We start from the raw sequence: 23,448 nt of genomic DNA, 5'->3' as shown, positions 1-23,448 counted from the left end.
TGCGGACACGCCCTAGCGCCGCACGTCGCGCCAGGCCGCTGGGACGGCCCGGGCCACGTCCTGTGCCGACACCGGTGCCCCGTCCGCCGCGAGGCGGGCGGCGAGGCCGTGCAGGTACGCGCCCGCCGACGCCGCGTCGAGCGGGCGCAGGCCCGCCGCGAGCAGCGACCCCGTCAGACCCGACAGGACGTCGCCGCTGCCCGCGGTGGCGAGCCAGGGCGTGCCCGTGGGGTTCACGCGGACCGGGGCCGAGCCGTCCGGGGGCGCGATCAGGGTCGTCGAACCCTTGAGGAGGACCGTCGCCCCGTAGCGCGCCGCCAACTCCCGTACGGACGACAGGCGTTCGGCCTCGACCTGCTCCCGGGCGGTGCCGAGGAGAGCCGCCGCCTCCCCGGCGTGCGGGGTCAGGACCGTGGGCGCCGTACGGGCCCGCACCGCCGCCGGGTCCGCGAGGCGGAGGCCGTCCGCGTCGATGAGGACCGGCACGTCCGAGGCCAGGACGTCCGCGAGGCCCGACGCGTCGTCGCCGAGGCCGGGGCCGATCACCCAGGCCTGGACGCGGCCCGCCTTCGCCGGGGGGCCGGCCGACACCAGGGCCTCGGGGAAGCGGGACAGGACCGCGTCCGCCGCCGGGCCCACGTAACGGATCGCGCCCGCGCCGCCGTGCAGGGCGCCGGCCGCGGCCAGGACCGCGGCCCCCGGGTAGCGCGCCGAGCCCGCGACGAGGCCGACCACGCCCCGCCGGTACTTGTCGCTCTCGCCGGTCGGCCGGGGCAGCAGCGCCGCCAGGTCGTCGTGCTGGAGCGCCGCCAACCCGGCGTCTGGGGCGCGGAGTTCGAGGCCGATGTCGACCAGGCGCAGCGCCCCCGCGTACGTGTGCGCCGGGTCGATCAGCAGCCCCGGCTTGTACGCGCCGAACGTGACCGTCGCATCCGCCCGCACCGCTTCGCCGCGCACCAGGCCCGAGTCCGCGTCCACGCCGCTCGGCAGGTCGACGGCGACGACGAGCCCCCTGGCGGCAGCGGCCAGTTCGGCCGCGCGGGGGCGCAGGCCGCCCTTGCCGCCGATGCCCACGATGCCGTCCATGACCAGGTCGGCCCCGGCCACCGTCGCGGGCGCGGCCGCGGACTCCGCGTCGAGCGCTCTGCCGCCCGCCGCCCGCAGCGCCGCCAGGCCGCCCGCGTGGGCCCGCTCCGGCGACAGGAGCAGCGCCGTGACGCCCGCGCCGCGCCGGGCCAGGCGCGCACCCGCGTACAGGGCGTCGCCGCCGTTGTCCCCGGAGCCGACGAGCAGCGCGATCCGCGCTCCGTACACCTTGCCGAGCAGGTCCGCGCAGGCGGCGGCGAGTCCGGCGGCCGCCCGCTGCATCAGGGCGCCCTCCGGCAGCCGCGCCATCAGTGCGCGCTCGGCGGACCTGACCGTCTCCACGTCGTAGGCAGTGCGCATGTCATCGAGTGTCCCCCACAAGGTGCGCGCGCAGCAGGTCGGCCGTCTCGGCGGGGTGCGTCGACCAGCCGTTGTGCGCCCCGGGGAATTCCGTGAGGGGCAGGCCGAGGCGGTCCGCCATGAGCGCCGCCGGGCGGTACGGGAGATGGCCCCTGGTCGCCGTGCCCGCCGCCAGGACCAACCGGCCCGCCGCCTGCGCGAGGGCGTCCAGATCGGGTGCGTACGCCGCGAAGCTGCGGTGCTCGTAGCGGATCGCGAGCGGTGCGTTCGCCAGCATGCGTGCGCCGGACTCCCTTGCGCGCTCCGTGAGTTGGCCGTGATCCGGCCGCGGCAGCAGCACCGGGCCGACCCCCTTCATGAAGCGCGCGCCCGCCGCCTGGAGGCCCTCGGCCGCCAAGGTCTCGTACACGTCCTGGAAGAACGCCAGCTGCTCGGCCGCGTCCGGCAGCACGCTCCACGACGGCGGCTCGTGCGCCAGCACCCTGCGCAGCCTGTCCGGGTGGCGGGCCAGGAGGTCGAGGGCGACGATCGCGCCGCTGGACGCGCCTGCCACGTGGGCGACTTCGCCGGGCGCGACCGCGTCCAGCAGGCGCAGCGCGTCGTCCGCGTGGGTCGCCACCCGCTGCTCGGTGTGCGGTCCGTCCAGGGTGCTGCGCGAGTAGCCGCGCGGGTCGTGCGTGAGCACCGTGAAGGTGTCCGCGAGGCGGTCGGCCACCGGGTCGAGGGCCGCCGCGTCGCCGCCCGCGCCGGGCAGCAGGAGCAGCAGCGGACCCGCGCCCCTGGTCTCGTAGTGGAGCGTCGCGCCGGGGACGCGCAGCTCGTGGGTCGCGATCAACTGTCTTTTCCCTTCGGCCAGTTGCTGAGGGCGATGTGCAGCGCCTCGACGACGTGCGGCCAGCTCGCGTCCGGTTCGCGGGAGTGCCGGAAGCCTCCCGCGAGTTCGAGGCTGACGAACCCGTGGAACGTGCTGCGCAGCAGCCGCGTCGCGTCCGTCAGCTCCGGCTCCGCCAGGTCGTAGCCCTGCAGCAGGGCGTACGTACAGGTGAGGTTGCGGCGCAGGCCCGGGTGTTCGTCGAACGCCGACGGGTCGAGGTCCTGCTGCTGCGTCGCCGCGTACCGGCCGGGGTGGCTCAGGGCGAAGTCGCGGTAGGCGTCCGCGAAGGCGAGCAGCGCGTCCCGCTTCGCCCGGCCCGCGAGCGCGTCCGCGATCCGGTCGGCGAGGTCGAGTCCGGACCGGATCGCGACCTGGGTGCGCAGGTCCGACAGGTTCCTGACGTGCGCGTACAGGCTCGCGTCCTTGACGCCGAAGCCGCGGGCGAGCGCCGCGACGGTGATGTGCTCGAAGCCGACCGAGTCGGCGAGATCGGCGGCGGCCGCCACCACCCGCTCCCGCGTGAGCCCTGCCCTGGCCATCATGGGTCCGCCCCGCCTTTCCTAATGCCCCTAGGTTTTTGCTTACGGTACCTAGGTTCTGCTGGGTTGCTCAACGGCTTTTCGGGGGACTCCGCCGCGCGGCGCACCGGCCCCGGGCCCGGCCCGGGTTTCCCTCGGCCCATGACCAGCCCCTTCGTACGCGGAGGTCTCGCGACGCTGCTCGCGCTCGCCGCCGCGCTTCCGGTGAGCCCGGCCCTCGCCGACCCCGAACCGCCGTCGTCCGCCGCCACCGTCGCTCCTTCGGCGCCCGCCGCGGGCCCGGCGCTCGTGCCCGGCATTCCGCTCACCCCGTACCACCCGTGGCAGTGGGACACCCCGGACCAGGTGCTGCCGCCGCGCGTGTACACGCCGAGCGCCGCCGAGGACGCCGTCGAGCCGTACGAGCCGCCGGTCGCGGCCGACGACGCGCTCGTCGAGTACGTGCCGCCCAGCGAGGTGCGCCGGGCGCCCGCCTGCACCCGGCAGGCCGGTCCCTACCAGCGCCAGGTCGAGCGCTGGCTGAAGCTGAAGGCCGACGGCCGTCAGTCCGCCGCCGACTGCAAGGCGATCCGCGCCTTCCAGACCAAGCAGGGCATCCGCCCGGACATCGGCTTCGCCGGGCCCGTCACCTGGTCGCGGATGCGCTGGCTGACCGCCCGCAAGAACCCGAACGCGGCGAAGAAGTGCCCCACGCGCGCGTACCGGATCGTCTGCGTCGACCTGCCGCGTCAGCTGATGTGGGTGAGCAAGGGCAAGAAGGTCGTCTTCGGGCCGGTGCCGATCCGCAGCGGCCGCGCCGGATTCGCCACCCGCGCGGGCTGGCACAAGGTCTACTGGAAGCACAAGAACCACTGGTCGACGCTGTACAACACCCCCATGCCGTACAGCCAGTTCTTCAGCCGCGGCCAGGCCTTCCACGCCATCTACGGCAGCGTGTACAACCCGCCCGGTTCGCGCGGCTGCGTGAACATGCGGCTCGCCGACGCCAAGAAGCTGTGGGGCGTGCTGAAGAAGGGCGACAACGTCTACGTATGGGGCCGCAAGCCGGGGACGTGAGCGCGGCCGCCCGGTCTCTCAGCGGGGTTGTCCGACCGCTCTGAGAGACTGGGCGCACGATGAACGAGAACGTGACTGCCCCGCTCCGCGCCCGCGCCGAGATCGACCTCGGCGCACTGAAGGCCAATGTGCGGTCCCTGCGCGCGCATGCGCCGGGGGCCGCGTTCATGGCCGTGGTGAAGGCGGACGCGTACGGGCACGGCATGATCCCGGTGGCCCGCGCCGCCAAGGAGGCGGGCGCCGAGTGGATCGGCACCGCCACCGCAGAGGAGGCGCTCGAGCTGCGGGCCGCGGGACTGCCCGGCCGCATCATGTGCTGGCTGTGGGTGCCCGGCGGGCCCTGGCGCGAGGGCATCGAGGCCGATCTCGACCTGTCGGTCAGCGGCCTGTGGGCGCTGCGCGAAGTGGTGGACGCGGCACGGGACTTGGGGCGGACGGCCCGTATCCAGCTCAAGGCCGACACGGGACTCGGGCGGAACGGATGCCTGCCCGCCGACTGGCCCGAGCTGGTGCGTGAGGCCCTTCAGGCGCAGCGGGACGGGCTCGTCACCGTGACCGGCCTGTGGTCGCACTTCGCGTGCGCCGACGAGCCGGGGCACCCGTCCATCGCCGCCCAGCTGACCCGCTTCCGCGAGATGGTGGCGTATGCGGAGGGCGAGGGCGTCACTCCGGAAGTGCGGCACATCGCCAACTCGCCGGGCACGCTCACCCTCCCCGAGACCCACTTCGACCTCGTCCGCCCCGGCATCGCCATGTACGGCATCTCGCCGAGCCCCGAGCTCGGCACGCCCGCCGACCACGGGCTTCGCCCCGTCATGACGCTGAAGGCGAACCTCGCCCTCGTGAAGCACGCACCGGGTGGACTCGGCGTCAGTTACGGGCATCACTACGTCACACCGGGCGAGACCACCCTCGGTCTGGTCCCGCTCGGCTACGCGGACGGCATCCCGCGGCACGCCTCCGGCACGGGCCCGGTCCTGATCGGCGGCAAGCGGCGCACCGTCGCGGGCCGGATCGCGATGGACCAGTTCGTCGTCGACCTCGGCGGGGACGAGCCGGCCGCGGGCGACGAGGCGGTGCTGTTCGGCCCGGGCGACGCGGGCGAGCCGACCGCCGAGGACTGGGCGGCCGCGGCGGGCACCATCGCGTACGAGATCGTCACGCGGATCGGTTCTCGAGTGCCGCGCGTCTATGTGGACGAAGCATGAGGGCATGAAGCGTCGGTGCACCGAGCGCCGGTGCGCCAGGCGTGGGCGAACGAACACGAGTGGACGAAGCACGAACCGGACGACCTGAGATGCGGACCCGCATCCCTTAGGAGGAGCGGCACGTGAGCGAGAGCAGCGCACAGGCGACGGCGGCCGTCGCCGAGGCCGCGGCTTCGGGGAACTGGCGGCGGGCCGGTCTCGCGGGCGCCGCGATAGGCGTGGTCGCCGCGGGTGCCGCCGCCGGTGTCGCCGTCGAGCGGCTGACCGTGGGCCGCGGCATGCGCCGCAAGGCCCGCCTCGCCCTCGACGCCTCGGGGCCCTACGGGTCGCTGCGCGGCGTGCCGGGCCGGGCCCGCGCCGCCGACGGCACCGAGCTGTACTACGAGGTCGACGAGGTCGAGCCGGACGGCGGCACGGGCCAGCGCAGGCGCCGCCTGTTCGGCCGCAGGACCCCCGTGCCCGTCACCGTGGTCTTCAGTCACGGCTACTGCCTGAACCAGGACTCCTGGCACTTCCAGCGCGCCGCCCTGCGCGGTGTCGTGCGCTGCGTGTACTGGGACCAGCGCAGCCACGGCCGTTCGGGCCGCGGCGCCGAGCAGCTCGAGGACGGCGTGCCCGTCTCCATCGACCGGCTCGGCGGCGACCTCAAGGCGGTGCTCGACGCGGCCGCGCCCGAGGGCCCGCTGGTGCTCGTCGGCCACTCCATGGGCGGCATGACGGTGATGGCGCTCGCCGACCAGTACCCCGAGCTGATCCGCGACCGCGTCGCGGGCGTGGCCCTTGTGGGTACGTCGTCGGGGAAGCTCGGCGAGGTCAACTACGGGCTGCCGGTGGCCGGGGTGAACGCGATCCGGCGCGTCCTGCCCGGCGTGCTCAAGGCCCTCGGCCAGCGGGCCGACCTCGTCGAGAAGGGGCGGCGGGCGACGGCCGACCTGTTCGCCGGGATCATCAAGCGGTACTCGTTCGCGACGCGGGACGTCGACCCGGCGATCGCGCGGTTCGCCGAGCGGATGATCGAGTCCACGCCGATCGACGTGGTCGCCGAGTTCTATCCGGCGTTCCAGGAGCACGACAAGACGGCCGCCCTCGCGCGCTTCGTGGAGCTGCCCGTCCTCGTCCTCGCGGGGGAGCAGGACCTGGTGACGCCGAGCGGGCACAGCGAGGCGATCGCGGAGCTGCTGCCGGAGGCCGAGTTCGTGCTCGTGCCCGACGCCGGGCACCTGGTGATGCTGGAGCACCCGGAGGTCGTCACGGACCGCCTCGCGGACGTACTGGCCCGTGCGGGAGTCAGCGACGCAGCCGCTACCGTGGGGAGCCATGGAGACACCGGCAGCACCGCACAGCCCGGCGGCTGAACCCGCCACCCCCGACCCGTCCGTTTCCACGGTCACGGTCACCGTCAACTCCCCGGACGAAATGCGGGAGTTGGGCCTGGCCCTGGCCAAACAGCTGCGCCCGGGCGACCTCGTGATGCTCACCGGGGAGCTCGGCGCCGGCAAGACGACGCTGACCCGCGGCCTCGGCGCGGGGCTCGGCGTGCGCGGCGCGGTCACCTCGCCGACGTTCGTGATCGCCCGGGTGCACCCGCCGCTCGACGAGGGGCCTGCCCTGGTGCACGTGGACGCGTACCGCCTGGGCGGCGGGCTCGACGAGATGGAGGACCTCGACCTCGACGTGTCCCTGCCGGACTCGGTGGTCGTCGTGGAGTGGGGCGACGGCAAGGTCGAGGAGCTGTCCGACGACCGGCTGCACGTGATCATCGACCGGGCGACCGGCGACACCACGGACGAGATCCGGGTGGTCACGCTGAACGGGATCGGGGACCGCTGGAGCAGCGCCGACCTGGGATCCCTCACCGGCTGAAGCCGCGGACGAGCCCCACGGGACCCCGCGGCCGAGCCCGCCGGGTCCCGTGGGGCTCTTCGGGCGTACGTATCCCGACAACGCGTCGGCAAAGTGTTGCGCGGTGCGTGTTCGGCGTGGTCACATGGATACCGGACTTAGTTAGGTCTACCTAACCACGCCTGCTCGGGAGGCGCACATGCCGGCTTCGGAACGTGACGCGGTGCCCGGGGTGTCGATGCGCGATCTGCTGGCGTCGTGCGCCGCGGCGCGGGCGGTGTCGACACCACCACCGGCTCCGCCGCGTCAGGGGTGCGAGACGCGGGGCCGCGATCCGAAGGGGCGACCCCGTCACGCCTAGGCCGCTGATCAGGGGACGACGATGACCCTGCGGCCGTACGTCGCGAACTCCCACATCGCCTTGCCGTCGGCCCGCGACTCGCGGATGCCGCCCGTCTCCTTCGTCGGGTCGGGCTCCGGCGTCGAGCCGTCCACCGCGGCGCTGAAGCCGATCGCCACCCCGGCGGCGCTCGTGAACCGCACCACGTGCTCGATCGGCTTCCCGTCCGTGCCCGTGACGGAGCCGGAGCGCGAGTCCACCACGTACTTGCCGGGCGACGGATCGACCGTGCCGGGCGTCACCTTGTACGTGCGCTGCGCCTTGCCGTCCTCGCCGACCAGCCAGACTCGGTCGCCGCCCAGCGAGTAGACGACGCGCTCGCCCTTGCCCGACTGCGCGGGCAGCGCCGTCGGGTCCGCCTTCTCCTTGGGGGAGCGGGACGACGACGCGGACGGGGAGGTGCCGGTCTTCGACTTGCCGAGGTCGGCCGGCGCGTTCGCCGACGCCTGGTACGCGAGGAAGCCGACCACGGCGAGCGCGCCCGCGGTCAGCGCGGTCACGAATCCGGTGCTGCTCCGTGCCACCAGGTGCCTGCCTCTCAAGTACGTAGCCCAGCGAAGGCTCCCCGTGACGGTAGCACCGGGGCCCGCCCCGCCCCGGTTGTCGCGAGCGCGGACGTGTCAGCCCCTGGGGAGCCGTAGGCTGTTTGCGTGCTGTTGCTCGCCTTGGATACCGCCACCCCCGCCGTCACCGTCGCCCTGCACGACGGCTCCGCCGTCGTCGCCGAGTCGAGTCAGGTCGACGCCCGCAGACACGGGGAGCTGCTGCTGCCCGCCGTCGACCGGGTGCTCGCCGAGGCCGGTGTGAAGCTCGACGCCGTGACCGGGATCGTCGTGGGCGTGGGCCCGGGACCGTACACCGGACTGCGCGTCGGCCTGATGACCGCCGACACCTTCGGGTTCGCGCTCGGTGTGCCCGTGCACGGAGTGTGCACCCTGGACGGACTCGCCTACGAGGCGTCGGCGTCCGTGGAAGGCCCCTTCGTGGTCGCCACCGACGCGCGGCGCAAGGAGGTGTACTGGGCGCGCTTCGAGAATCCGCGGACCCGGGTCACGGACGCCGCCGTCGACCGGCCCGCCGACATCGCCGAGCAGGTGGCCGGGCTGCCCGCCGTCGGCGCGGGCGCGCTGCTGTACCCGGAGACGTTCCCCGACGTGCACGGGCCCGAGCACGTGTCCGCCGCGGCGCTCGCCGCCCTCGCCGCGGAGCGGCTCGCCGCCGGTGAGGAACTCCTCGAACCGCGGCCCCTGTACCTGCGCCGCCCCGACGCCCAGGTCCCCAAGAACTACAAGGTGGTCACCCCCAAGTGACCAGTGTGGGCACCGAGTTGCGCGAGATGCGCTGGTGGGACATCGACCCCGTGCTCGCCCTGGAGAAGGAGCTCTTCCCGGACGACGCCTGGTCGCGCGGAATGTTCTGGTCCGAGCTCGCGCACGCGCGCGGTCTCGGTTCGACGCGACGGTACGTCGTCGCGTACGACAGCGACGAACGGCTCGTCGGGTACGGCGGGCTCGCCGCGTCGGGGGACCTGGCCGACGTCCAGACCATCGCCGTCGCCCGCGACCACTGGGGCACCGGGCTCGGCGCCCGGCTGCTCACCGAACTCCTGCGGCACGCCACCGCCTTCGAGGCCACCGAGGTCATGCTCGAGGTGCGCGTCGACAACACCCGGGCGCAGAAGCTCTACGAGCGCTTCGGCTTCGAGCCGATCGGCTTCCGCCGCGGCTACTACCAGCCGGGCAACGTGGACGCCCTCGTGATGCGCCTGATCACCGACCCCGTGAGTGAAGAGAAGAACCATGGCTGACGAACCGCTCGTCCTCGGCATCGAGACCTCCTGCGACGAGACCGGCGTCGGCATCGTCCACGGCACCACGCTGCTCGCCGACGCCGTCGCCTCGTCCGTCGACGAGCACGCCCGCTTCGGCGGCGTCGTGCCCGAGGTCGCCTCCCGCGCGCACCTGGAGGCGATGGTCCCGACGATCGAGCGCGCCCTGAAGGACGCGGGCGTCAGCGCCAAGGACCTCGACGGGATCTCCGTCACCGCCGGTCCCGGACTCGCGGGCGCGCTCCTGGTCGGCGTATCGGCCGCCAAGGCGTACGCGTACGCGCTCGGCAAGCCGCTCTACGGCGTCAACCACCTGGCCTCGCACATCTGCGTCGACCAGCTGGAGCACGGCCGGCTGCCCGAGCCGACGATGGCGCTCCTCGTCTCCGGCGGGCACTCCTCGCTGCTGCTCTCCAGCGACATCACCTCCGACGTACGCCCGCTCGGCGCGACCATCGACGACGCGGCGGGCGAGGCCTTCGACAAGATCGCCCGCGTGCTGAACCTCGGCTTCCCGGGTGGTCCGGTCATCGACCGGTACGCGAAGGAGGGCGACCCGAACGCGATCGCCTTCCCGCGCGGGCTCACCGGGCCGCGCGATCCCGCGTACGACTTCTCCTTCTCCGGCCTGAAGACCGCCGTGGCCCGCTGGATCGAGGCCAAGCGGGCGGCCGGTGAGGACGTGCCGGTGCGGGACGTGTCGGCTTCCTTCCAGGAGGCGGTCGTGGACGTGCTCACGCGCAAGGCCGTCCGCGCCTGCAAGGACGAGGGCGTCGACCACCTCATGATCGGCGGCGGGGTCGCCGCCAACTCCCGGCTGCGGGCCCTCGCCCAGGAGCGCTGCGAGCGCGCCGGGATCCGGCTGCGCGTGCCGCGCCCCAAGCTGTGCACGGACAACGGCGCGATGGTCGCGGCCCTCGGCGCCGAGATGGTGGCCCGCAACCGGACGCCGTCCTCGTGGGACCTGTCCGCCGACTCGTCGCTGCCGGTGACGGACACGCACGTGCCCGGCCACACCCACGACCACGACCACGTGCACGAGGTGAGCAAGGAGAACCTGTACTCGTGACAGTCGCGCTGATGTGGGAGGCCCGGGCCGTCGAGGGCCGCGGCGAGGAGCTGCTCGGCTGGGCGAAGACGCAGGTCCTGGAGCGGGAGCCGGAGCGCCGCGAGACGTTCCGGGCGCCGCAGGACCGGGTTCTCGTCATCACCTGGTGGGACGCGGAGTTCGACGCGGAGCTGCCCGAACTCCCCGAGCCGGACGCCGAGTTGGTGACGCGGGCGGTGCACAGGTGGCGGTTCGAGGCCGTCTGACGGCTGCGTGAGAACTGCCTGAGATTTCCGAAATCCTCCGGCAACCGGTTTACCGCCGTAACAATTCGGACTTACGTTCCCTGCGTGACTGAGAAGAAACGGTTCCGTGGGCGTGCGGTGAAGGCGGTGGGGATCGCCTTCGGCTGCGTCCTCGTGCTCGGCGGAGCGGGGGCCGGTTGGGTCTACTGGCACCTCGACCACAACATCCGCAGCGTCGACATCAACAGCGCGCTCGGCGACGACCGCCCCGCCCGGGCGGACCGGGCCGCCGCGTCACCGTCCCCCTCGGCGTCCGCGTCGGCGTCGGCCGCGCAGGAGGCGGTGCGGAAGGGCGTCCTCAACATCCTTGTCCTGGGCTCCGATTCACGCTCCGGCAAGGAGAACGAGAAGCTCGGCGGCGGCGACAGCGGCGGCGCCCGCTCCGACACCGCGATGGTCGTGCACCTGAACGCCGACCGCAGTCGGGCGACCGTGGTGAGCATCCCGCGCGACACCCTCGTCGAGCGCCCGTCCTGCCCGACGCAGGACGGGGGCGTTACGGCACCGGCGTACAACGCCATGTTCAACAGCGCCTATGCGGTGGGCGGCCCGGTCTGCGCGGTGAAGACCGTCGAGCAGCTCACCGGGGTCCGCATGGACCACTACCTGGAGATCGACTTCGCGGGCTTCGCCAAGCTGGTCGACGCGCTCGGCGGGGTCGACGTCACCACGGACCAGGACATCGACGACGACCTCAGCCACCTCCACCTCGACGCCGGTGACCACCACCTCGACGGCGAACAGGCCCTCGCCTTCGCCCGCACCCGGCACGGGGTGGGCGACGGCAGCGACCTCGGCCGCATCGAACTCCAGCAGCAGCTGGTGAAGTCGTTGCTGGACGAGGCCGCCGGCAGCGGCCTGCTGACCGACCCGACCCGCCTCTACCAGGTCGCCGACGCGGCCACCGGCAGCCTCACCGCGGACACCGGGCTCGACTCGCTGTCCGAACTCTCCGGTCTGGCACGGAGCTTGGGCGGTCTGTCCGCGGACGACGTGAAGACGGTGACGATGCCGGTGGTGCGGGCCCCGTCCGACGCGAACCGGGTCGTGGCGGACGAGCCGGAGGCGAGCGAGCTGTGGGAGTCGCTGCGCTGACGTACTGGCCGGCGCTGACGACGGGCCGGCGGCGACCCCGGGGCGGCGACGGGCCGGCGGCGACCGGGCGCCGCCGGAAAATTCCTCGGGCCCGTCCGGGGCGCCGCCCTATGGTTCCGGGATGAGCAACTCCGCCGCGGCCGCCGTCCTCACCACCGCCGACCTGTCCGGAGCGATCCGTGCGGTGCGCACCCTGCTGGCGCTGGCGGGCGTCGGCCACGGAGAGGTCGACGTCGAGGCCGTGATCAGCTCGCCGGACGCCCTGGCCCGCGTACGCGACGTACTGCCCGGCCTGGAATGGTGGGCGGCGGCGGGCAAGGAGCACGGTTCGTCGGACGGCGGCGACGCCCCCGCAGGCTGCCTGCCGGTCCGCGTCTTCGACTGGGGCCGCCCGCTGGACCGCGCCGAGCCCTTCGCCGCGGCCGTGGGCCCTGACCCCGCGGCCGTCCGGTGGGACCTGGACGCGTGGCCCGCGGTTCCCGAAGCGGGCCTGCCGGAGGTCTCGCAGAAGTACGCGTACCTCACGCTGACCGTGCACTCCCGTGACCTCTACCAGGACGAGCCCGCGCAGGACCACACCGTCCACGTACACGTCGAGGACCTGGACGCCGACGGCACCGACCGCGTCCACTGGCTCGCCGCACAGGTGGGCGGCCGCTTCACGGGGCGGGTGGAGCGGGCTTCCTTGTGACTGACCCGCAGGGTGTGGGCCGGCCAGGATTCGGGCGGTTCCGTCAACGATCGGCGGCAGCGGTGTACGTCAACAGGTAGCGCCAGAACAGCAGTTGACGCACCTCGCTGCCGGGCAGCAGGCGGGTCGACTCCGCCCGGATCCGCGGCAGCGTCATCTCCGGGGCGCGGACCGGTGGCCTGGGCGGGGGAGGGGCCGCGCCCCGGGCGCGCTCGGCCGCGTACACCGCGAGGCGGGTCAGCGCGTTCGCCGGGGACGCCACCAGGTCCCAGGGCGTGAGGCCCGCGTAGCAGCCGAGGATCAGGAGGCGGCCGCCGGGGGCGAGGGCGTCGCGGAAGCGGGTCAGCGTTTCGAACGGCATGTGGTGCAGGCTCGCCAGGCAGCTGATGACGTCGTAGCGGCCGGGCGGGAGGTCGGCCGTCGCGGCGTCCGCGACGTGGTAGCGCGGGCCCCCGCCGGAGGCTTCCGCCACGGCCAGCGTCGCCGGGTCCGGGTCGAGCGCGTCGACCCGGTAGCCGTGCGCGACCAGGGCGCGCGCGAAGCGGCCCGTACCGCAGCCGACGTCGAGCGCGGTCCTGCCGCCCGGCGGCAACCGGTCGAGCAGGAGGCGGTGGTAGTGGTCGTTGTGGTCGAACGGCATGGACGGGGACCCTGGCACGTACCGGGTGAGGGCCGCATAAGACTCGCCTGACCTGCGGATACGTAAGTCCGGGAAAAATCTTCGAAGAAATGCCGCGGCCGTGTCGATTCCGCGGTGTTCCATTCGACGCAGGGGTGAGAGGCCGAACAGGGCCCCACCCGATACCGAGGAGACGATCATGCCGCGCTACCTGACGATGGTCCGCATCGACGAGAAGAACGCCCCCGCCGAGGGCCCCAGCGAAGAGCTGATGCAGCGCATGGGTGCGCTCATCGAGGAGATGACCAAGGCCGGCGTGCTGCTCGACACGGCGGGTCTGACCCCGACCGCGCAGGGCAAGCGCGTGCACTACGAGAAGGGCGAGATCACCGTCACCGACGGCCCGTTCACCGAGTCCAAGGAAGTCATCGGCGGCTACGCGATCATCCAGGCGAAGGACGAGGCCGAGGTCCTCGAGTGGACCAAGAGGTTCCTGCGGGTCCACGAGGAGCACTGGACCGTCACGTCCGAGGTCCGGGAGATCATGGAGGGCTGATCGTCCGGGCGCCGGCCTTGGCCCGGCGCCCCCCAGCGGTGTCTGATGGTGGGTCGTGACCCAGCGACACGACAACACGGCCCACACCACCGACACGACGATCGACACGACGGTCGAGACCGTCTTCCGCATGGAGGCGCCGCGCATCATCGCGGCCGTCACCCGTGTCGTACGTGACGTCGGCATAGCGGAGGAACTGGCACAGGACGCGCTCGTCGCCGCCCTCGAACAGTGGCCGCAGGCGGGCGTCCCGGACAACCCGGGCGCCTGGCTCACCGCCGTCGCCCGCCGCCGCGCCGTCGACCTCGTGCGCCGCCGCGAGAACTACGCCCGCAAGCTCGAAGAGGTCGGCCGGGCAACGGAGTTCGCGTACGAGGAGCCGGACACCGCCGGTCCCGACGACATCGACGACGACCTGCTGCGCCTGGTCTTCATGAGCTGCCACCCGGTGCTGTCCGCCGAGGCCCGCGTCGCGCTCACCCTGCGCCTGCTCGGCGGCCTGACCACCCCCGAGATCGCCCGCGCGGTCCTCACCCCCGAGCCCACCGTCGCGCAGCGCATCGTCCGCGCCAAGCGCACCCTGGCCACGAAGAACGTCGCCTTCGAGGTCCCGTACGGCGCGGAGCGCGCGGCCCGGCTCGGCTCGGTCCTGGAGGTCATCTACCTCATCTTCAACGAGGGGTACGCGGCCACCGCGGGCGCCGACCACCTCCGCCCCGGCCTGTGCGAGGACGCCCTGCGCCTGGCCCGCGTCCTGCAGTCGCTCATGCCGAAGGAACCCGAAGTGCACGGCCTGGCCGCGCTGTTGGAGCTCCAGTCCTCCCGCGCGGCCGCCCGCACCGCACCCGACGGCGCGCCCGTCCTGCTCCGCGACCAGAACCGGATGCGCTGGAACAAGATGCTGATCCGCCGCGGGTTCGCCGCGCTCGGCCGGTCCGAGGCGGTGTCGACCGGGGCACCCGGCCCGTACGCCCTGCAGGCCGCGATCGCCGCGTGCCACGCCCAGGCGTACACGTACGAGGAGACCAACTGGGCCCAGATCGCCACCCTTTACGGACTTCTGGCGGCGCGCTTCCCCTCGCCGGTGGTGGAGTTGAACCGGGCCGTCGCCGTGTCGATGGTGGACGGCCCGGAGGCGGCCCTGGCACTCGTGGACGCCCTCGCCGGCGAACCGGCCCTGCGCGGCTATCACTTGCTGCCGAGTGTGCGGGGGGATCTGCTGGAGCGGCTGGGGAGGAGGGAGGAGGCGCGGGCGGAGTTCGAGTGGGCGGCCGCGTTGACGCGCAACGAACGCGAGCGGGAGTTCCTGCTGAGCAAATCCGGCCCCGCCCTGTGACGGGAGGCAGCGGGGTCCGGGGCAGAGCCCCGCGTCTCAGCGAAGAGGTGCTCCCACCAGCATGGTCGGGGCACCGGAGACCCGGGTCAGGAACACCGTCGCCGCCCGCTTCCCGAAGGGCTTCGGCATCGCCTTCCTGCGCAGCTCCTCCGGCTCCACGGCCGATCCCCGCTTCTTCACGGTCAGCACCCCGACCTCCCGCTCCCGCAGCAGCGCCTTCAACTTCTTGATGTTGAAGGGGAGTTGGTCGGTGATCTCGTACGCGGAGGCGTACGGCGTCTCCCGCAGCTCGTCCGCGGTGACGTACGCGATGGTCTCGTCGAGCAGCCCGCCGCCGACCTGCTCGGCCACCTCGGCGACCAGGTGGGCCCGGATGACGGCGCCGTCGGGTTCGTACAAGTACCGCCCCACGGGCCGCACTTCGGGGTCGGGGAGCCCGCGCCCGGCGAGCGTGTGGCCGCCGGGCAGGAGCGTGGCCCGCATTCTGCCGGGCTCCGTGCCGAACCACAGCACGGCCTCTTTCACGTCACCCCCGTCCGAGATCCACTCGGCGTCCGCCCCGGCCGGGATCGCCTCGTGCGGGATGCCGGGGGCGATCTTCAGGGCGGCGGCGCGCGGTGCGGCCAGCGCGGCCGACACGGCCCAGGACAGGGGCGGGGAGTAGGCCTCGGGGTCGAAGATGCGGCCCCGCTTCGTCGAGCGCCGCGCCGGGTCCACGAACACCGCGTCGTACGAGGACGTCTCCACCTCCGTCACGTCCGCCTCCCGCACGTCGATGAGGTCGCCGAGGCCGAGCGCCGCCGCGTTCGCCCGGGCGACGGCGCACGTGAGCGGGTCGCGGTCCACGGCGAGCACGGAGATCCCCGCGCGGGCGAGGGCGATCGCGTCGCCGCCGATGCCGCAGCACAGGTCGGCGACGGAGCGGACGCCGAGGGCCTTGAAGGACTCGGCGCGGTGCGCGGCGACGCTCGTGCGGGTGGCCTGCTCGACCCCGTTCGGCGTGAAGTACATCCGGGCCGCGTCCTCGGCACCGAACTTCGCCACCGCCCGCTGTCGCAGCCGGGCCTGCGCGAGCGCCGCCGAGACGAGCTCGGCCGGGTGCTCGCGGCGCAGCCGGGTGGCGAGCGCCAGCTCCTGGGCCGGGTCGTGGTCGCGCAGTTCGTCGAGCAGGGCCTGGCCGGGCGGGGTGAGCAGGGCGGAGAAGTCGTTCACCGCATCATTGTGGGCCAGTCGGAGGACGGTGCGCGCCCGGCCGCGGTGTCGGCCCCTGATCAGGGCCTTGAGCTGCGAGGATCCGGCGCCATGCAACTAGTACGACAAAACGACGAAACCGCCATCAAGGGGGCGCTCGAGGGGATGCGCAAGGGGTCGCCCCGCGCCCGGCGCGGGCCCGCGATCCGCGTCGTCTCGGCCGCCCTGGTCACCGCCGCGCTCGCCACCGGCTGCGCGACCGGCTCCGACAGCGACACGGTCAAGCCGGCTCCGGGTCAGCAGGCCCTGAACGCCCCGCCCGCCCGCGCCCTCGACTCGTACGCCACCAAGCTCAAGGCCCAGCAGGCGCACCGGATCGCCGCCGCCAAGCGCTGGGGCCTGGGCAAGGTGCCGCTGGCCGCGCCGAAGCCGCCCGCGAAGAAGCCCGTCATCAAGCCGCGCAAGGGCTTCGAGGTCGACGACCAGGCCGCGCTCGGTCTGCCGCCGGTCTTCACGACGATCCCCACCAAGGACCGGGTCGTCTTCCTCACCATCGACGACGGGGCCGAGAAGGACCCGGCGTTCCTGAAGATGATGAGCGACCTGCGGATCCCGTACACGGCGTTCCTGACCGACGCCGAGGTCAAGCCCGAGTACGACTACTTCAAGAAGGCGCAGAGCCTGGGCGTCACCCTCAACAACCACACGCTGCACCACCGCTACATGCCGGGCCTGTCCTACGCGCAGCAGAAGCACGAGATCTGCGGCATGCAGGACGTCATCGCGCAGAAGTACGGCAAGCGCCCGACGCTCTTCCGCCCGCCGTTCGGCAACTACAACCAGGACACCCTCAAGGCCGCGAAGGCCTGCGGCATCAAGTACGCGCCGATCTGGAACGCCGAGGCGTTCGTGGACCGTATGGACTACCGCGAGTGGGACCGGGACATCCATCCGGGCGACATCATCCTCACGCATTTCCGCGGACGGTCGGACTGGAAGGGCACGATGCCCGACATGATCCGCACGTTCATGAAGTACGTCACCGACAAGGGATACGCGGTGGCCCGCCTGGAGGACTACCTGTGACAACTCCGTGGGCGGGGGCGGCCGTTCGGCGGACCGGGGCGCGGCTTGTCGGCTGCGCCCTGGCCGTCGCGCTGCTCACCGGGTGCGCGCAGTCCGTCGACCCGATCGAGCGCATGGGCAGAAAGGCCGCACAGAAGGTCCGGCACCATCCGCGACCCGGTGCGGCCGGTGCCCCGGCCCCCGACGCCCACCGCCGGTGGGGCCTTGCGGCCCCGCTGGCCCGGGCGCCGAGACCCCCCGCCCACCGGGTGCTCCCGCCCCGGGCCGCCGGTGCGGTCCCGCCGGTGATCGACCGCGTACCGACCCGCGACAAGGTGGTCTTCCTCACCTTCGACGACGGGGCCGAGAAGGACCCCCGCTTCGTCGACATGGTCCGCGACCTGCGGCTGCCGATCTCGATGTTCCTCACGCACTCCGTCGCGGGCCCCGGCTACGACCACTTCGGCCGGCTCAGTGCCCTGGGGGCGGGCGTCGAGAACCACACCCTCACGCACCCGTTCCTGCCCGGCCTCGGTTACGTCGAGCAGCACGCGGAGATCTGCGGCCAACAGGACCGCCTCAAGGGCCGGTTCGGCACGGCCCCGCGGCTGCTGCGCCCGCCCTACGGCAACTACGACGCGGACACGCTCCGCGCCGCGGGCGCCTGCGGCATCGACGCGATCGTCCTGTGGCGCGCCTCGATGCAGATCAACGACCTCCGCTACGCCGACGACGGCGACCGCCTCCACCCCGGCGACATCGTCCTGACCCACTTCCGCGGCCCGGGCGACCTCAAGGGCACGACGCTGACCGAGATGACGACGCGCATGCTCCGCCGGATCCAGGAACAGGGCTTCACGGTGGGGAAGTTGGAGGACTACGTGTGACGCTCCGCTGGGGGCGGGGTCCTTCGGGGCCGGGCCGGTGGGGCGGCGGGTCGGCTTTCGGGTGCGGCGCCGTCGTGGCCGGTCGCCTCAACTGGTCGCCTTGAGGGGCGCGGGGAACTGCGCGCTCAGCCCCTACCGGCTCGCGCCCGGGAGTGAACCGAGACCCCCGCGGCGAGAAGCCGGATCGGGGCGCAGCCCCGTCTCAGCCGACCAGGGCGCCGAGGCCGATGACCACGGCGGCGGCGATCTGCATCCCCGCCGTGACGGGCAGTCGCACCCGCTCGGTGACGAAGGTGAACGCCGACGCGGCGATCAGCGCCGCGAGCCCGGCGTACGTCCATGCCACCGCCGTGGCGGAGGCATCCGCACCGAACAGCCAGACAGCGGCCGCGGCACACGCGACCGCGTCCACGCACAGCACGAACAGGCTCAGCGCGATGTCGCCCGCGACGGACTTGGGCGTGCGGTAATGACCGGCCATGCCAGGACCCTCGTACGGAACCCCGGACTCCACGCGCCCCGTTCCCGTACCGAGATCAAGCCGTGCCCCGACAGGGGCGCGGGGAACGGCGCGAGCAACCACGGCGAAGCCGCACGCGCGTCGAGGACCGAAGGCCCCACGGCGCAGGCGGCCACCCACCCGAGAACGCACGCCCGACAGCACGCCAGAACCCCGCACCGAGCCGCAGCCCCGCCCCGAAATCCCCCGCCGCGACGGAGGCGATTAGCAGTCCGCTTGACCGAGTGCTAATCCCGGTCATAGTCTCGGCTCTGGCACTCCCCACTGGAGAGTGCCAGACAGCGACGGGCAGGTCCGGCACCCGCGACGACGGATCCACCTGGTCGCCACCCCAGACTGTTAACCCCGTAGATCTCCGAAGGGGGAGACCGGATCGTGACGACCGCCAGCTCCAAGGTTGCCATCAAGCCGCTCGAGGACCGCATTGTGGTCCAGCCGCTCGACGCCGAGCAGACCACGGCCTCCGGCCTGGTCATTCCGGACACCGCGAAGGAGAAGCCCCAGGAGGGCGTCGTCCTCGCCGTGGGCCCGGGCCGCTTCGAGAACGGCGAGCGCCTTCCGCTCGACGTGAAGACCGGCGACATCGTGCTGTACAGCAAGTACGGCGGCACCGAGGTGAAGTACAACGGCGAGGAGTACCTCGTCCTCTCGGCTCGCGACGTGCTCGCGATCGTCGAGAAGTAATCACCTCGAAGCGAATGCTTTGAAGAGCTGCGCCCCTGGTCCCCGCTGAATGCCGGGCGGCGAGGGGCGCAGCTTCATTAACCCAGCTTTTCGAGAGGGCTGAACCGCTCCCATGGCGAAGATCCTGAAGTTCGACGAGGACGCCCGTCGCGCCCTCGAGCGCGGCGTCAACAAGCTTGCCGACACGGTCAAGGTGACGATCGGCCCCCGCGGCCGCAACGTCGTCATCGACAAGAAGTTCGGCGCCCCCACCATCACCAACGACGGTGTGACCATCGCCCGCGAGGTCGAGGTCGAGGACCCGTACGAGAACCTCGGCGCGCAGCTGGTGAAGGAGGTGGCGACCAAGACCAACGACATCGCGGGTGACGGTACGACCACCGCCACCGTGCTGGCCCAGGCCCTGGTCAAGGAAGGCCTGCGCAACGTCGCCGCCGGTGCCTCCCCGGCCGCCCTGAAGAAGGGCATCGACGCCGCGGTCAAGGCCGTGTCCGAGGACCTCCTCGCGACCGCCCGCCCGATCGACTCGAAGTCCGACATCGCCGCCGTCGCCGGTCTGTCCGCCCAGGACACCCAGGTCGGCGAGCTCATCGCCGAGGCGATGGACAAGGTCGGCAAGGACGGTGTCATCACCGTCGAGGAGTCCAACACCTTCGGCCTGGAGCTCGACTTCACCGAGGGCATGGCCTTCGACAAGGGCTACCTGTCCCCGTACTTCGTCACCGACCAGGAGCGTATGGAGGCCGTCCTCGACGACCCGTACATCCTGATCCACCAGGGCAAGATCGGGTCCATCCAGGACCTGCTCCCGCTCCTGGAGAAGGTTATCCAGGCCGGTGGCTCCAAGCCGCTGCTGATCATCGCCGAGGACGTCGAGGGCGAGGCCCTGTCGACCCTGGTCGTGAACAAGATCCGCGGCACGTTCAACGCCGTCGCCGTGAAGGCCCCGGGCTTCGGTGACCGCCGCAAGGCGATGCTGCAGGACATGGCCACCCTCACCGGTGCCACCGTCATCGCCGAGGAGGTCGGCCTCAAGCTCGACCAGGCCGGCCTGGACGTCCTCGGCACCGCGCGCCGCGTGACCATCACCAAGGACGACACCACGATCGTCGACGGTGGCGGCAACCACGACGACGTCGTCGGCCGGGTGAACCAGATCAAGGCCGAGATCGAGAACACGGACTCCGACTGGGACCGCGAGAAGCTCCAGGAGCGCCTCGCGAAGCTCGCCGGCGGCGTCTGCGTGATCAAGGTCGGTGCCGCGACCGAGGTCGAGCTCAAGGAGAAGAAGCACCGTCTGGAGGACGCCATCTCCGCGACCCGCGCCGCGGTCGAGGAGGGCATCGTCTCCGGTGGTGGCTCCGCGCTCGTCCACGCCGTCAAGGTCCTCGAGGGCAACCTCGGCAAGACCGGCGACGAGGCCACCGGTGTCGCGGTCGTGCGCCGCGCCGCCGTCGAGCCGCTGCGCTGGATCGCGGAGAACGCGGGCCTCGAGGGCTACGTGATCGTCTCCAAGGTCGCCGAGCTCGAGAAGGGCTCCGGCTACAACGCCGCGACCGGCGAGTACGGCGACCTGGTCAAGGCCGGCGTCATCGACCCGGTCAAGGTCACGCGCTCCGCCCTGGAGAACGCCGCGTCGATCGCCTCCCTGCTCCTGACGACCGAGACCCTGGTCGTCGAGAAGCCGGCCGAGGAAGAGGCCGAGGCCGGTCACGGTCACGGCCACGGTCACTCGCACTGACCCCAGCCGTAACCGGCCGAGGCCCGGCTCCCCGTCGCGGGGAGCCGGGCCTCGGCCCTTTTCGCGGGTCTACTGCGGCCCGTACTTGCGTCCCGTCCGCGACGTGATCCCGCCGAGCAGCGCGCGCGGCGTCACCTTCACCACGCCCATCAGCGCCTTGTACCGCGGATCCGGGATCGACAGCGTCCTGCCCCGGTTCAGATCGGCGAGCGCCGACGCCACCAGCTTGTCCGCGTCGAGCCACATCCACTTCGGGATGTTGTCCGTGCCCATCCCGGCCCGCTGGTGGAACTCCGTACGGACGAAGCCCGGGCACAGCGCCATCAGCCGCACCCCGCTGCCCGCCAGGTCCTTCGCCGCGCCCTGCGTGAACTGCACGACCCACGCCTTGGACGCCCCGTAGGTGCCGCGCGGCACGAACGCCGCGACCGACGCCACGTTGACCACCCCGCCGCGCCCGCGCTCGCGCATCACCGAGGTCGCCGCCGACGTCAGCCGCAGCACCGCCTCGCAGTGCACCTTCAGCATGGTCAGCTCGTCGGCCATGGGGACTTCCAGATACTGCCCCTTGTTGCCGAACCCGGCGTTGTTCACGAGCAGATCGACCGCGTTCCTACGGTCCTCGAGCCGCTCCTCGACGGCCGCGATGCCGGTGTCCGTCGCGAGGTCGGCCGTCAGCACCTCGGCCTCGATGCCGTGCCGGTCGTGCAGTTCGGTCGCCTGTTCCTGCAGCCGCTTCGTGTCGCGCGCGACGAGCACGAGGTTGTGGCCGTCCGCTGCGAGGCGCCGGGCGAACGCGGCGCCGATGCCCGCGGTGGATCCCGTGATCAGTGCCGTTGTCATGCAACAAGGTTAGTGACGCCGGTCAGTGCTGCCGGTCAGTGCTGCATCGGCTCCGCACCCTGCCCCCGGTCGACGACCACGAACTGGCCCATCATCCCCATGTCCTCGTGCCACAGCAGATGGCAGTGGTACATGTACGGCGTGTGCGGATCGGCGAACTCGGGGCCGCCGTCGAACCGCAGCGCCAGCCGCACGCTCGCGTCGCCCGGCACGAACACCGTGTCCTTGCGGCCGCGCAGCTCGGGCGGCGGCTCCCGCCCGTCCACTGAGACCACCCTGAACTGCACGCCGTGCACATGGAAGTTGTGCGGCGTCCCGTTGCCGTTGTGCACGGTCCAGACCTCCGTCGTGCCACGGGTGACGACGTCGTCGACGCGGTCCATGTCCATGCGCCGGTCGTTGATCTTTCCCATCCCCAGGTCGAAGTAGCGCCCGCGCACCGCGTCCCCCGGCTCGGGCAGCTTCAACTCGCCCAACTGGGAAGGGAGTTCGGGGGAGTGGCGGAGCGTGGCCGCCGCCCGCAGCTGCAGCACGTCGAAGGAGTCGCCCCCACCGGGGAAGTGCCGCACGTCCCCGTCGCGCGCCGGAGGGAAACTGCGCAGCACGGTCCGCTCGCCCGGCGCCATCCGCACCACGACCTCGGCCCGCTCCCCGGGCGAGAGCCGGATCCGGTCCACCGTCGCGGGCCGCTCGAGCAGCCCCCCGTCCGTCCCGACGACCGCGAAGTCCCGCCCACCGGAACCGCCTGAACCGCCTGAACCGCTGGAACTGTCGGTGAACCCGAAGTCGTACGTCCGCTCCGTCGACGCGTTCAGCAGCCGCAGCCGTACGCGCTCGTCGTGCACGACCTCGTACGGGTCGAGGGTCCCGTTGGCGAGGGTCCGGTCCCCGAGGAAGCCGTCGTACTGCGAACTCCCGTGCCCGAAGTCCAGCTTCGCGCCGTCGAACCGCACGTCCTGCACGATCACCGGCAGATCGTCGACCCCGTACCGCTTCGGCAGCGCGAGCCGCTCGCTGCGCGCGTCGTCGACCAGGAACATCCCGGCGAGCCCGCGCGCCACCTGCCCCTCGGTCCCGCCCATCGGATGCGGGTGGTACCAGAGCGTCGCAGCCGGCTGGTCGACCTTCCAGTACGGGGTCCAGCTGCCGCCCGGCGCGACCGTCTGGTGCGGGCTGCCGTCCATCCGGGCCGGCAACTGCATGCCGTGCCAGTGCAGGGTGGTCGGCTCGTCGAGGGCATTGCGGAAGCGGACCTCGACCCGCTCGCCGCGCTCGGCGCGCAGCGTGGGACCGAGGAAGCTGCCGTCGTACCCCCAGGTCGGCGTCGGCTCACCGGGCAGGAACTGCGTCCGGCCGGCCCCCGCGCGCAGTTCGAAGACGCGCCGCCCGCTCTTCTCGTCGACGTACGAGGACGCGAGCGGCGGTACCCGCAGCCGATGGCGGAAGGTGCCCCTGTCGATCGTTGCGGTCGGGCCCGCCGTGCCGGCCCCCGGACCGTGCCGCTTCGGCGACGAGGCCACCCCCGTGCACCGCACCAGCGCGACGGCCAGGACGAGGACGCCGAGCACCAGGAACACGTGCCGGGTACGCGACTGTGGTTTCCGGTCCATGGAACCGAGCGTCGCGCGGGCCCGCGGCAGCCCGCATCGGGGACGGCCCCCATGCCGCCCCTGA

Annotated in this window: 25 protein-coding genes; 16 read left to right on the top strand and 9 right to left on the bottom strand. The window is 72.6% G+C overall.

Annotated elements, in window-relative coordinates; genetic code table 11:
• Positions 1–12: 12 nt before the first annotated feature.
• From ACIBUY_RS11955 to ACIBUY_RS11945, 3 genes are read right to left on the bottom strand one after another with little or no spacing between them, the layout of a single operon-like run.
• On the bottom strand, positions 13–1,446 hold the full coding sequence (locus ACIBUY_RS11955) for an NAD(P)H-hydrate dehydratase (protein WP_399152495.1): 1,434 nt from the start codon (positions 1,444–1,446) through the stop codon (positions 13–15).
• A 1-nt stretch (position 1,447) separates the two neighbouring features.
• On the bottom strand, positions 1,448–2,281 hold the full coding sequence (locus ACIBUY_RS11950) for an alpha/beta fold hydrolase (RefSeq protein ID WP_399152494.1): 834 nt from the start codon (positions 2,279–2,281) through the stop codon (positions 1,448–1,450).
• Entirely contained in the window at positions 2,278–2,859 is a 582-nt protein-coding gene (locus ACIBUY_RS11945) for a TetR-like C-terminal domain-containing protein (protein ID WP_365570274.1), read from the bottom strand. The genes ACIBUY_RS11950 and ACIBUY_RS11945 overlap by 4 nt, the downstream gene beginning before the upstream one ends.
• Positions 2,860–3,000: 141 nt before the next feature.
• Between ACIBUY_RS11945 and ACIBUY_RS11940 the strand changes: the two genes are divergently transcribed.
• From ACIBUY_RS11940 to tsaE, 4 genes are all read left to right on the top strand, one after another.
• Positions 3,001–3,915, top strand: a complete 915-nt coding sequence (locus ACIBUY_RS11940) for a L,D-transpeptidase family protein (protein ID WP_399152493.1) — start codon at positions 3,001–3,003, stop codon at positions 3,913–3,915.
• 59 nt (positions 3,916–3,974) lie between these two features.
• Positions 3,975–5,123: an alanine racemase gene (gene alr, locus ACIBUY_RS11935; protein WP_365570173.1), complete on the top strand. Its 1,149-nt coding sequence runs from the start codon at positions 3,975–3,977 to the stop codon at positions 5,121–5,123.
• A 122-nt stretch (positions 5,124–5,245) separates the two neighbouring features.
• The gene (locus ACIBUY_RS11930; protein WP_365570170.1) at positions 5,246–6,478 is read left to right on the top strand and encodes an alpha/beta hydrolase; all 1,233 of its coding nucleotides are present in this window, start codon (positions 5,246–5,248) and stop codon (positions 6,476–6,478) included.
• The gene (tsaE, locus tag ACIBUY_RS11925; RefSeq protein ID WP_399152492.1) at positions 6,441–6,986 is read left to right on the top strand and encodes a tRNA (adenosine(37)-N6)-threonylcarbamoyltransferase complex ATPase subunit type 1 TsaE; all 546 of its coding nucleotides are present in this window, start codon (positions 6,441–6,443) and stop codon (positions 6,984–6,986) included. The genes ACIBUY_RS11930 and tsaE overlap by 38 nt, the downstream gene beginning before the upstream one ends.
• 348 nt (positions 6,987–7,334) lie before the next feature.
• Here the strand turns inward: tsaE and ACIBUY_RS11920 are convergent, their stop codons facing one another.
• Positions 7,335–7,889, bottom strand: a complete 555-nt coding sequence (locus tag ACIBUY_RS11920; RefSeq protein WP_399152491.1) for a hypothetical protein — start codon at positions 7,887–7,889, stop codon at positions 7,335–7,337.
• 126 nt (positions 7,890–8,015) lie between these two features.
• Here ACIBUY_RS11920 and tsaB point away from each other — a divergent pair, with 126 nt between their 5' ends.
• The 6 genes from tsaB to ACIBUY_RS11890 all read left to right on the top strand — a co-directional run bounded on the left by tsaB (position 8,016) and on the right by ACIBUY_RS11890 (position 12,332).
• On the top strand, positions 8,016–8,675 hold the full coding sequence (gene tsaB / locus ACIBUY_RS11915; protein ID WP_365570161.1) for a tRNA (adenosine(37)-N6)-threonylcarbamoyltransferase complex dimerization subunit type 1 TsaB: 660 nt from the start codon (positions 8,016–8,018) through the stop codon (positions 8,673–8,675).
• A 26-nt stretch (positions 8,676–8,701) separates the two neighbouring features.
• Positions 8,702–9,172 (top strand): ribosomal protein S18-alanine N-acetyltransferase, encoded by a 471-nt coding sequence (rimI, locus tag ACIBUY_RS11910; protein WP_365570271.1) that lies wholly within the window; start codon positions 8,702–8,704, stop codon positions 9,170–9,172.
• The gene (gene tsaD, locus ACIBUY_RS11905; RefSeq protein ID WP_399152490.1) at positions 9,165–10,262 is read left to right on the top strand and encodes a tRNA (adenosine(37)-N6)-threonylcarbamoyltransferase complex transferase subunit TsaD; all 1,098 of its coding nucleotides are present in this window, start codon (positions 9,165–9,167) and stop codon (positions 10,260–10,262) included. The genes rimI and tsaD overlap by 8 nt, the downstream gene beginning before the upstream one ends.
• Complete coding sequence (locus tag ACIBUY_RS11900) at positions 10,259–10,507, top strand: hypothetical protein (protein WP_365570155.1); 249 nt, start codon at positions 10,259–10,261, stop codon at positions 10,505–10,507. The genes tsaD and ACIBUY_RS11900 overlap by 4 nt, the downstream gene beginning before the upstream one ends.
• A gap of 84 nt (positions 10,508–10,591) precedes the next feature.
• Positions 10,592–11,641: an LCP family protein gene (locus ACIBUY_RS11895; protein ID WP_399152489.1), complete on the top strand. Its 1,050-nt coding sequence runs from the start codon at positions 10,592–10,594 to the stop codon at positions 11,639–11,641.
• A gap of 121 nt (positions 11,642–11,762) precedes the next feature.
• The gene (locus ACIBUY_RS11890; RefSeq protein ID WP_399152488.1) at positions 11,763–12,332 is read left to right on the top strand and encodes a hypothetical protein; all 570 of its coding nucleotides are present in this window, start codon (positions 11,763–11,765) and stop codon (positions 12,330–12,332) included.
• Between the two features lie 43 nt (positions 12,333–12,375).
• Here the strand turns inward: ACIBUY_RS11890 and ACIBUY_RS11885 are convergent, their stop codons facing one another.
• Positions 12,376–12,972: a class I SAM-dependent methyltransferase gene (locus ACIBUY_RS11885; RefSeq protein ID WP_399152487.1), complete on the bottom strand. Its 597-nt coding sequence runs from the start codon at positions 12,970–12,972 to the stop codon at positions 12,376–12,378.
• A gap of 178 nt (positions 12,973–13,150) precedes the next feature.
• On the opposite strand from ACIBUY_RS11885, the gene ACIBUY_RS11880 reads away from it, so the two are divergent.
• Both ACIBUY_RS11880 and ACIBUY_RS11875 read left to right on the top strand, forming a co-directional pair.
• Positions 13,151–13,507 (top strand): YciI family protein, encoded by a 357-nt coding sequence (locus ACIBUY_RS11880; protein ID WP_365570143.1) that lies wholly within the window; start codon positions 13,151–13,153, stop codon positions 13,505–13,507.
• A gap of 55 nt (positions 13,508–13,562) precedes the next feature.
• On the top strand, positions 13,563–14,843 hold the full coding sequence (locus ACIBUY_RS11875) for an RNA polymerase sigma factor (RefSeq protein ID WP_399152486.1): 1,281 nt from the start codon (positions 13,563–13,565) through the stop codon (positions 14,841–14,843).
• Between the two features lie 36 nt (positions 14,844–14,879).
• Here ACIBUY_RS11875 and ACIBUY_RS11870 read toward each other — a convergent pair whose 3' ends face one another.
• Positions 14,880–16,055 (bottom strand): class I SAM-dependent methyltransferase, encoded by a 1,176-nt coding sequence (locus ACIBUY_RS11870; RefSeq protein ID WP_365570140.1) that lies wholly within the window; start codon positions 16,053–16,055, stop codon positions 14,880–14,882.
• 90 nt (positions 16,056–16,145) lie between these two features.
• Between ACIBUY_RS11870 and ACIBUY_RS11865 the strand changes: the two genes are divergently transcribed.
• A complete protein-coding gene (locus ACIBUY_RS11865; protein WP_399152485.1) occupies positions 16,146–17,120 on the top strand; it encodes a polysaccharide deacetylase family protein in 975 nt (324 codons plus the stop codon).
• Complete coding sequence (locus ACIBUY_RS11860) at positions 17,117–17,986, top strand: polysaccharide deacetylase family protein (protein ID WP_399152484.1); 870 nt, start codon at positions 17,117–17,119, stop codon at positions 17,984–17,986. The genes ACIBUY_RS11865 and ACIBUY_RS11860 overlap by 4 nt, the downstream gene beginning before the upstream one ends.
• Positions 17,987–18,188: 202 nt before the next feature.
• On the opposite strand, the gene ACIBUY_RS11855 is transcribed toward ACIBUY_RS11860, so the two are convergent.
• Positions 18,189–18,467 carry a hypothetical protein gene (locus tag ACIBUY_RS11855; RefSeq protein ID WP_399152483.1) on the bottom strand — a complete coding sequence of 93 codons (279 nt, stop codon included), beginning with the start codon at positions 18,465–18,467 and terminating at the stop codon, positions 18,189–18,191.
• A 414-nt stretch (positions 18,468–18,881) separates the two neighbouring features.
• On the opposite strand from ACIBUY_RS11855, the gene groES reads away from it, so the two are divergent.
• Together groES and groL are read left to right on the top strand one after the other, a co-directional pair.
• Positions 18,882–19,190, top strand: coding sequence for a co-chaperone GroES (gene groES / locus ACIBUY_RS11850; protein WP_016434667.1), 309 nt, complete (start codon positions 18,882–18,884; stop codon positions 19,188–19,190).
• A gap of 112 nt (positions 19,191–19,302) precedes the next feature.
• On the top strand, positions 19,303–20,931 hold the full coding sequence (gene groL, locus ACIBUY_RS11845) for a chaperonin GroEL (RefSeq protein ID WP_365570127.1): 1,629 nt from the start codon (positions 19,303–19,305) through the stop codon (positions 20,929–20,931).
• Between the two features lie 69 nt (positions 20,932–21,000).
• Here groL and ACIBUY_RS11840 read toward each other — a convergent pair whose 3' ends face one another.
• Together ACIBUY_RS11840 and ACIBUY_RS11835 are read right to left on the bottom strand one after the other, a co-directional pair.
• Complete coding sequence (locus ACIBUY_RS11840; protein WP_365570124.1) at positions 21,001–21,774, bottom strand: SDR family oxidoreductase; 774 nt, start codon at positions 21,772–21,774, stop codon at positions 21,001–21,003.
• A gap of 35 nt (positions 21,775–21,809) precedes the next feature.
• Positions 21,810–23,384, bottom strand: a complete 1,575-nt coding sequence (locus tag ACIBUY_RS11835) for a multicopper oxidase family protein (RefSeq protein ID WP_399152482.1) — start codon at positions 23,382–23,384, stop codon at positions 21,810–21,812.
• Positions 23,385–23,448: the final 64 nt, after the last annotated feature.

Source organism: Streptomyces sp. NPDC050085 (assembly GCF_044460595.1).
Classification (GTDB): domain Bacteria; phylum Actinomycetota; class Actinomycetes; order Streptomycetales; family Streptomycetaceae; genus Streptomyces.
The sequence above is the reverse complement of the archived record's forward strand: the minus strand, read 5'-3'. Positions and strand labels throughout refer to the sequence as shown.

Excerpts from the sequence above, each read along its gene's own strand:
- ACIBUY_RS11855 (WP_399152483.1), bottom strand. The coding sequence starts at position 18,467 with ATGGCCGGTCATTACCGCACGCCCAAGTCCGTCGCGGGCGACATCGCG.
- ACIBUY_RS11890 (WP_399152488.1), top strand. The coding sequence starts at position 11,763 with ATGAGCAACTCCGCCGCGGCCGCCGTCCTCACCACCGCCGACCTGTCC.
- ACIBUY_RS11885 (WP_399152487.1), bottom strand. The coding sequence starts at position 12,972 with ATGCCGTTCGACCACAACGACCACTACCACCGCCTCCTGCTCGACCGG.
- tsaD (WP_399152490.1), top strand. The coding sequence starts at position 9,165 with ATGGCTGACGAACCGCTCGTCCTCGGCATCGAGACCTCCTGCGACGAG.
- rimI (WP_365570271.1), top strand. The coding sequence starts at position 8,702 with ATGCGCTGGTGGGACATCGACCCCGTGCTCGCCCTGGAGAAGGAGCTC.
- ACIBUY_RS11955 (WP_399152495.1), bottom strand. The coding sequence starts at position 1,446 with ATGCGCACTGCCTACGACGTGGAGACGGTCAGGTCCGCCGAGCGCGCA.
- groL (WP_365570127.1), top strand. The coding sequence starts at position 19,303 with ATGGCGAAGATCCTGAAGTTCGACGAGGACGCCCGTCGCGCCCTCGAG.
- ACIBUY_RS11835 (WP_399152482.1), bottom strand. The coding sequence starts at position 23,384 with ATGGACCGGAAACCACAGTCGCGTACCCGGCACGTGTTCCTGGTGCTC.
- ACIBUY_RS11945 (WP_365570274.1), bottom strand. The coding sequence starts at position 2,859 with ATGGCCAGGGCAGGGCTCACGCGGGAGCGGGTGGTGGCGGCCGCCGCC.
- ACIBUY_RS11840 (WP_365570124.1), bottom strand. The coding sequence starts at position 21,774 with ATGACAACGGCACTGATCACGGGATCCACCGCGGGCATCGGCGCCGCG.
- alr (WP_365570173.1), top strand. The coding sequence starts at position 3,975 with ATGAACGAGAACGTGACTGCCCCGCTCCGCGCCCGCGCCGAGATCGAC.
- ACIBUY_RS11880 (WP_365570143.1), top strand. The coding sequence starts at position 13,151 with ATGCCGCGCTACCTGACGATGGTCCGCATCGACGAGAAGAACGCCCCC.
- ACIBUY_RS11940 (WP_399152493.1), top strand. The coding sequence starts at position 3,001 with ATGACCAGCCCCTTCGTACGCGGAGGTCTCGCGACGCTGCTCGCGCTC.
- ACIBUY_RS11865 (WP_399152485.1), top strand. The coding sequence starts at position 16,146 with ATGCAACTAGTACGACAAAACGACGAAACCGCCATCAAGGGGGCGCTC.
- tsaE (WP_399152492.1), top strand. The coding sequence starts at position 6,441 with ATGGAGACACCGGCAGCACCGCACAGCCCGGCGGCTGAACCCGCCACC.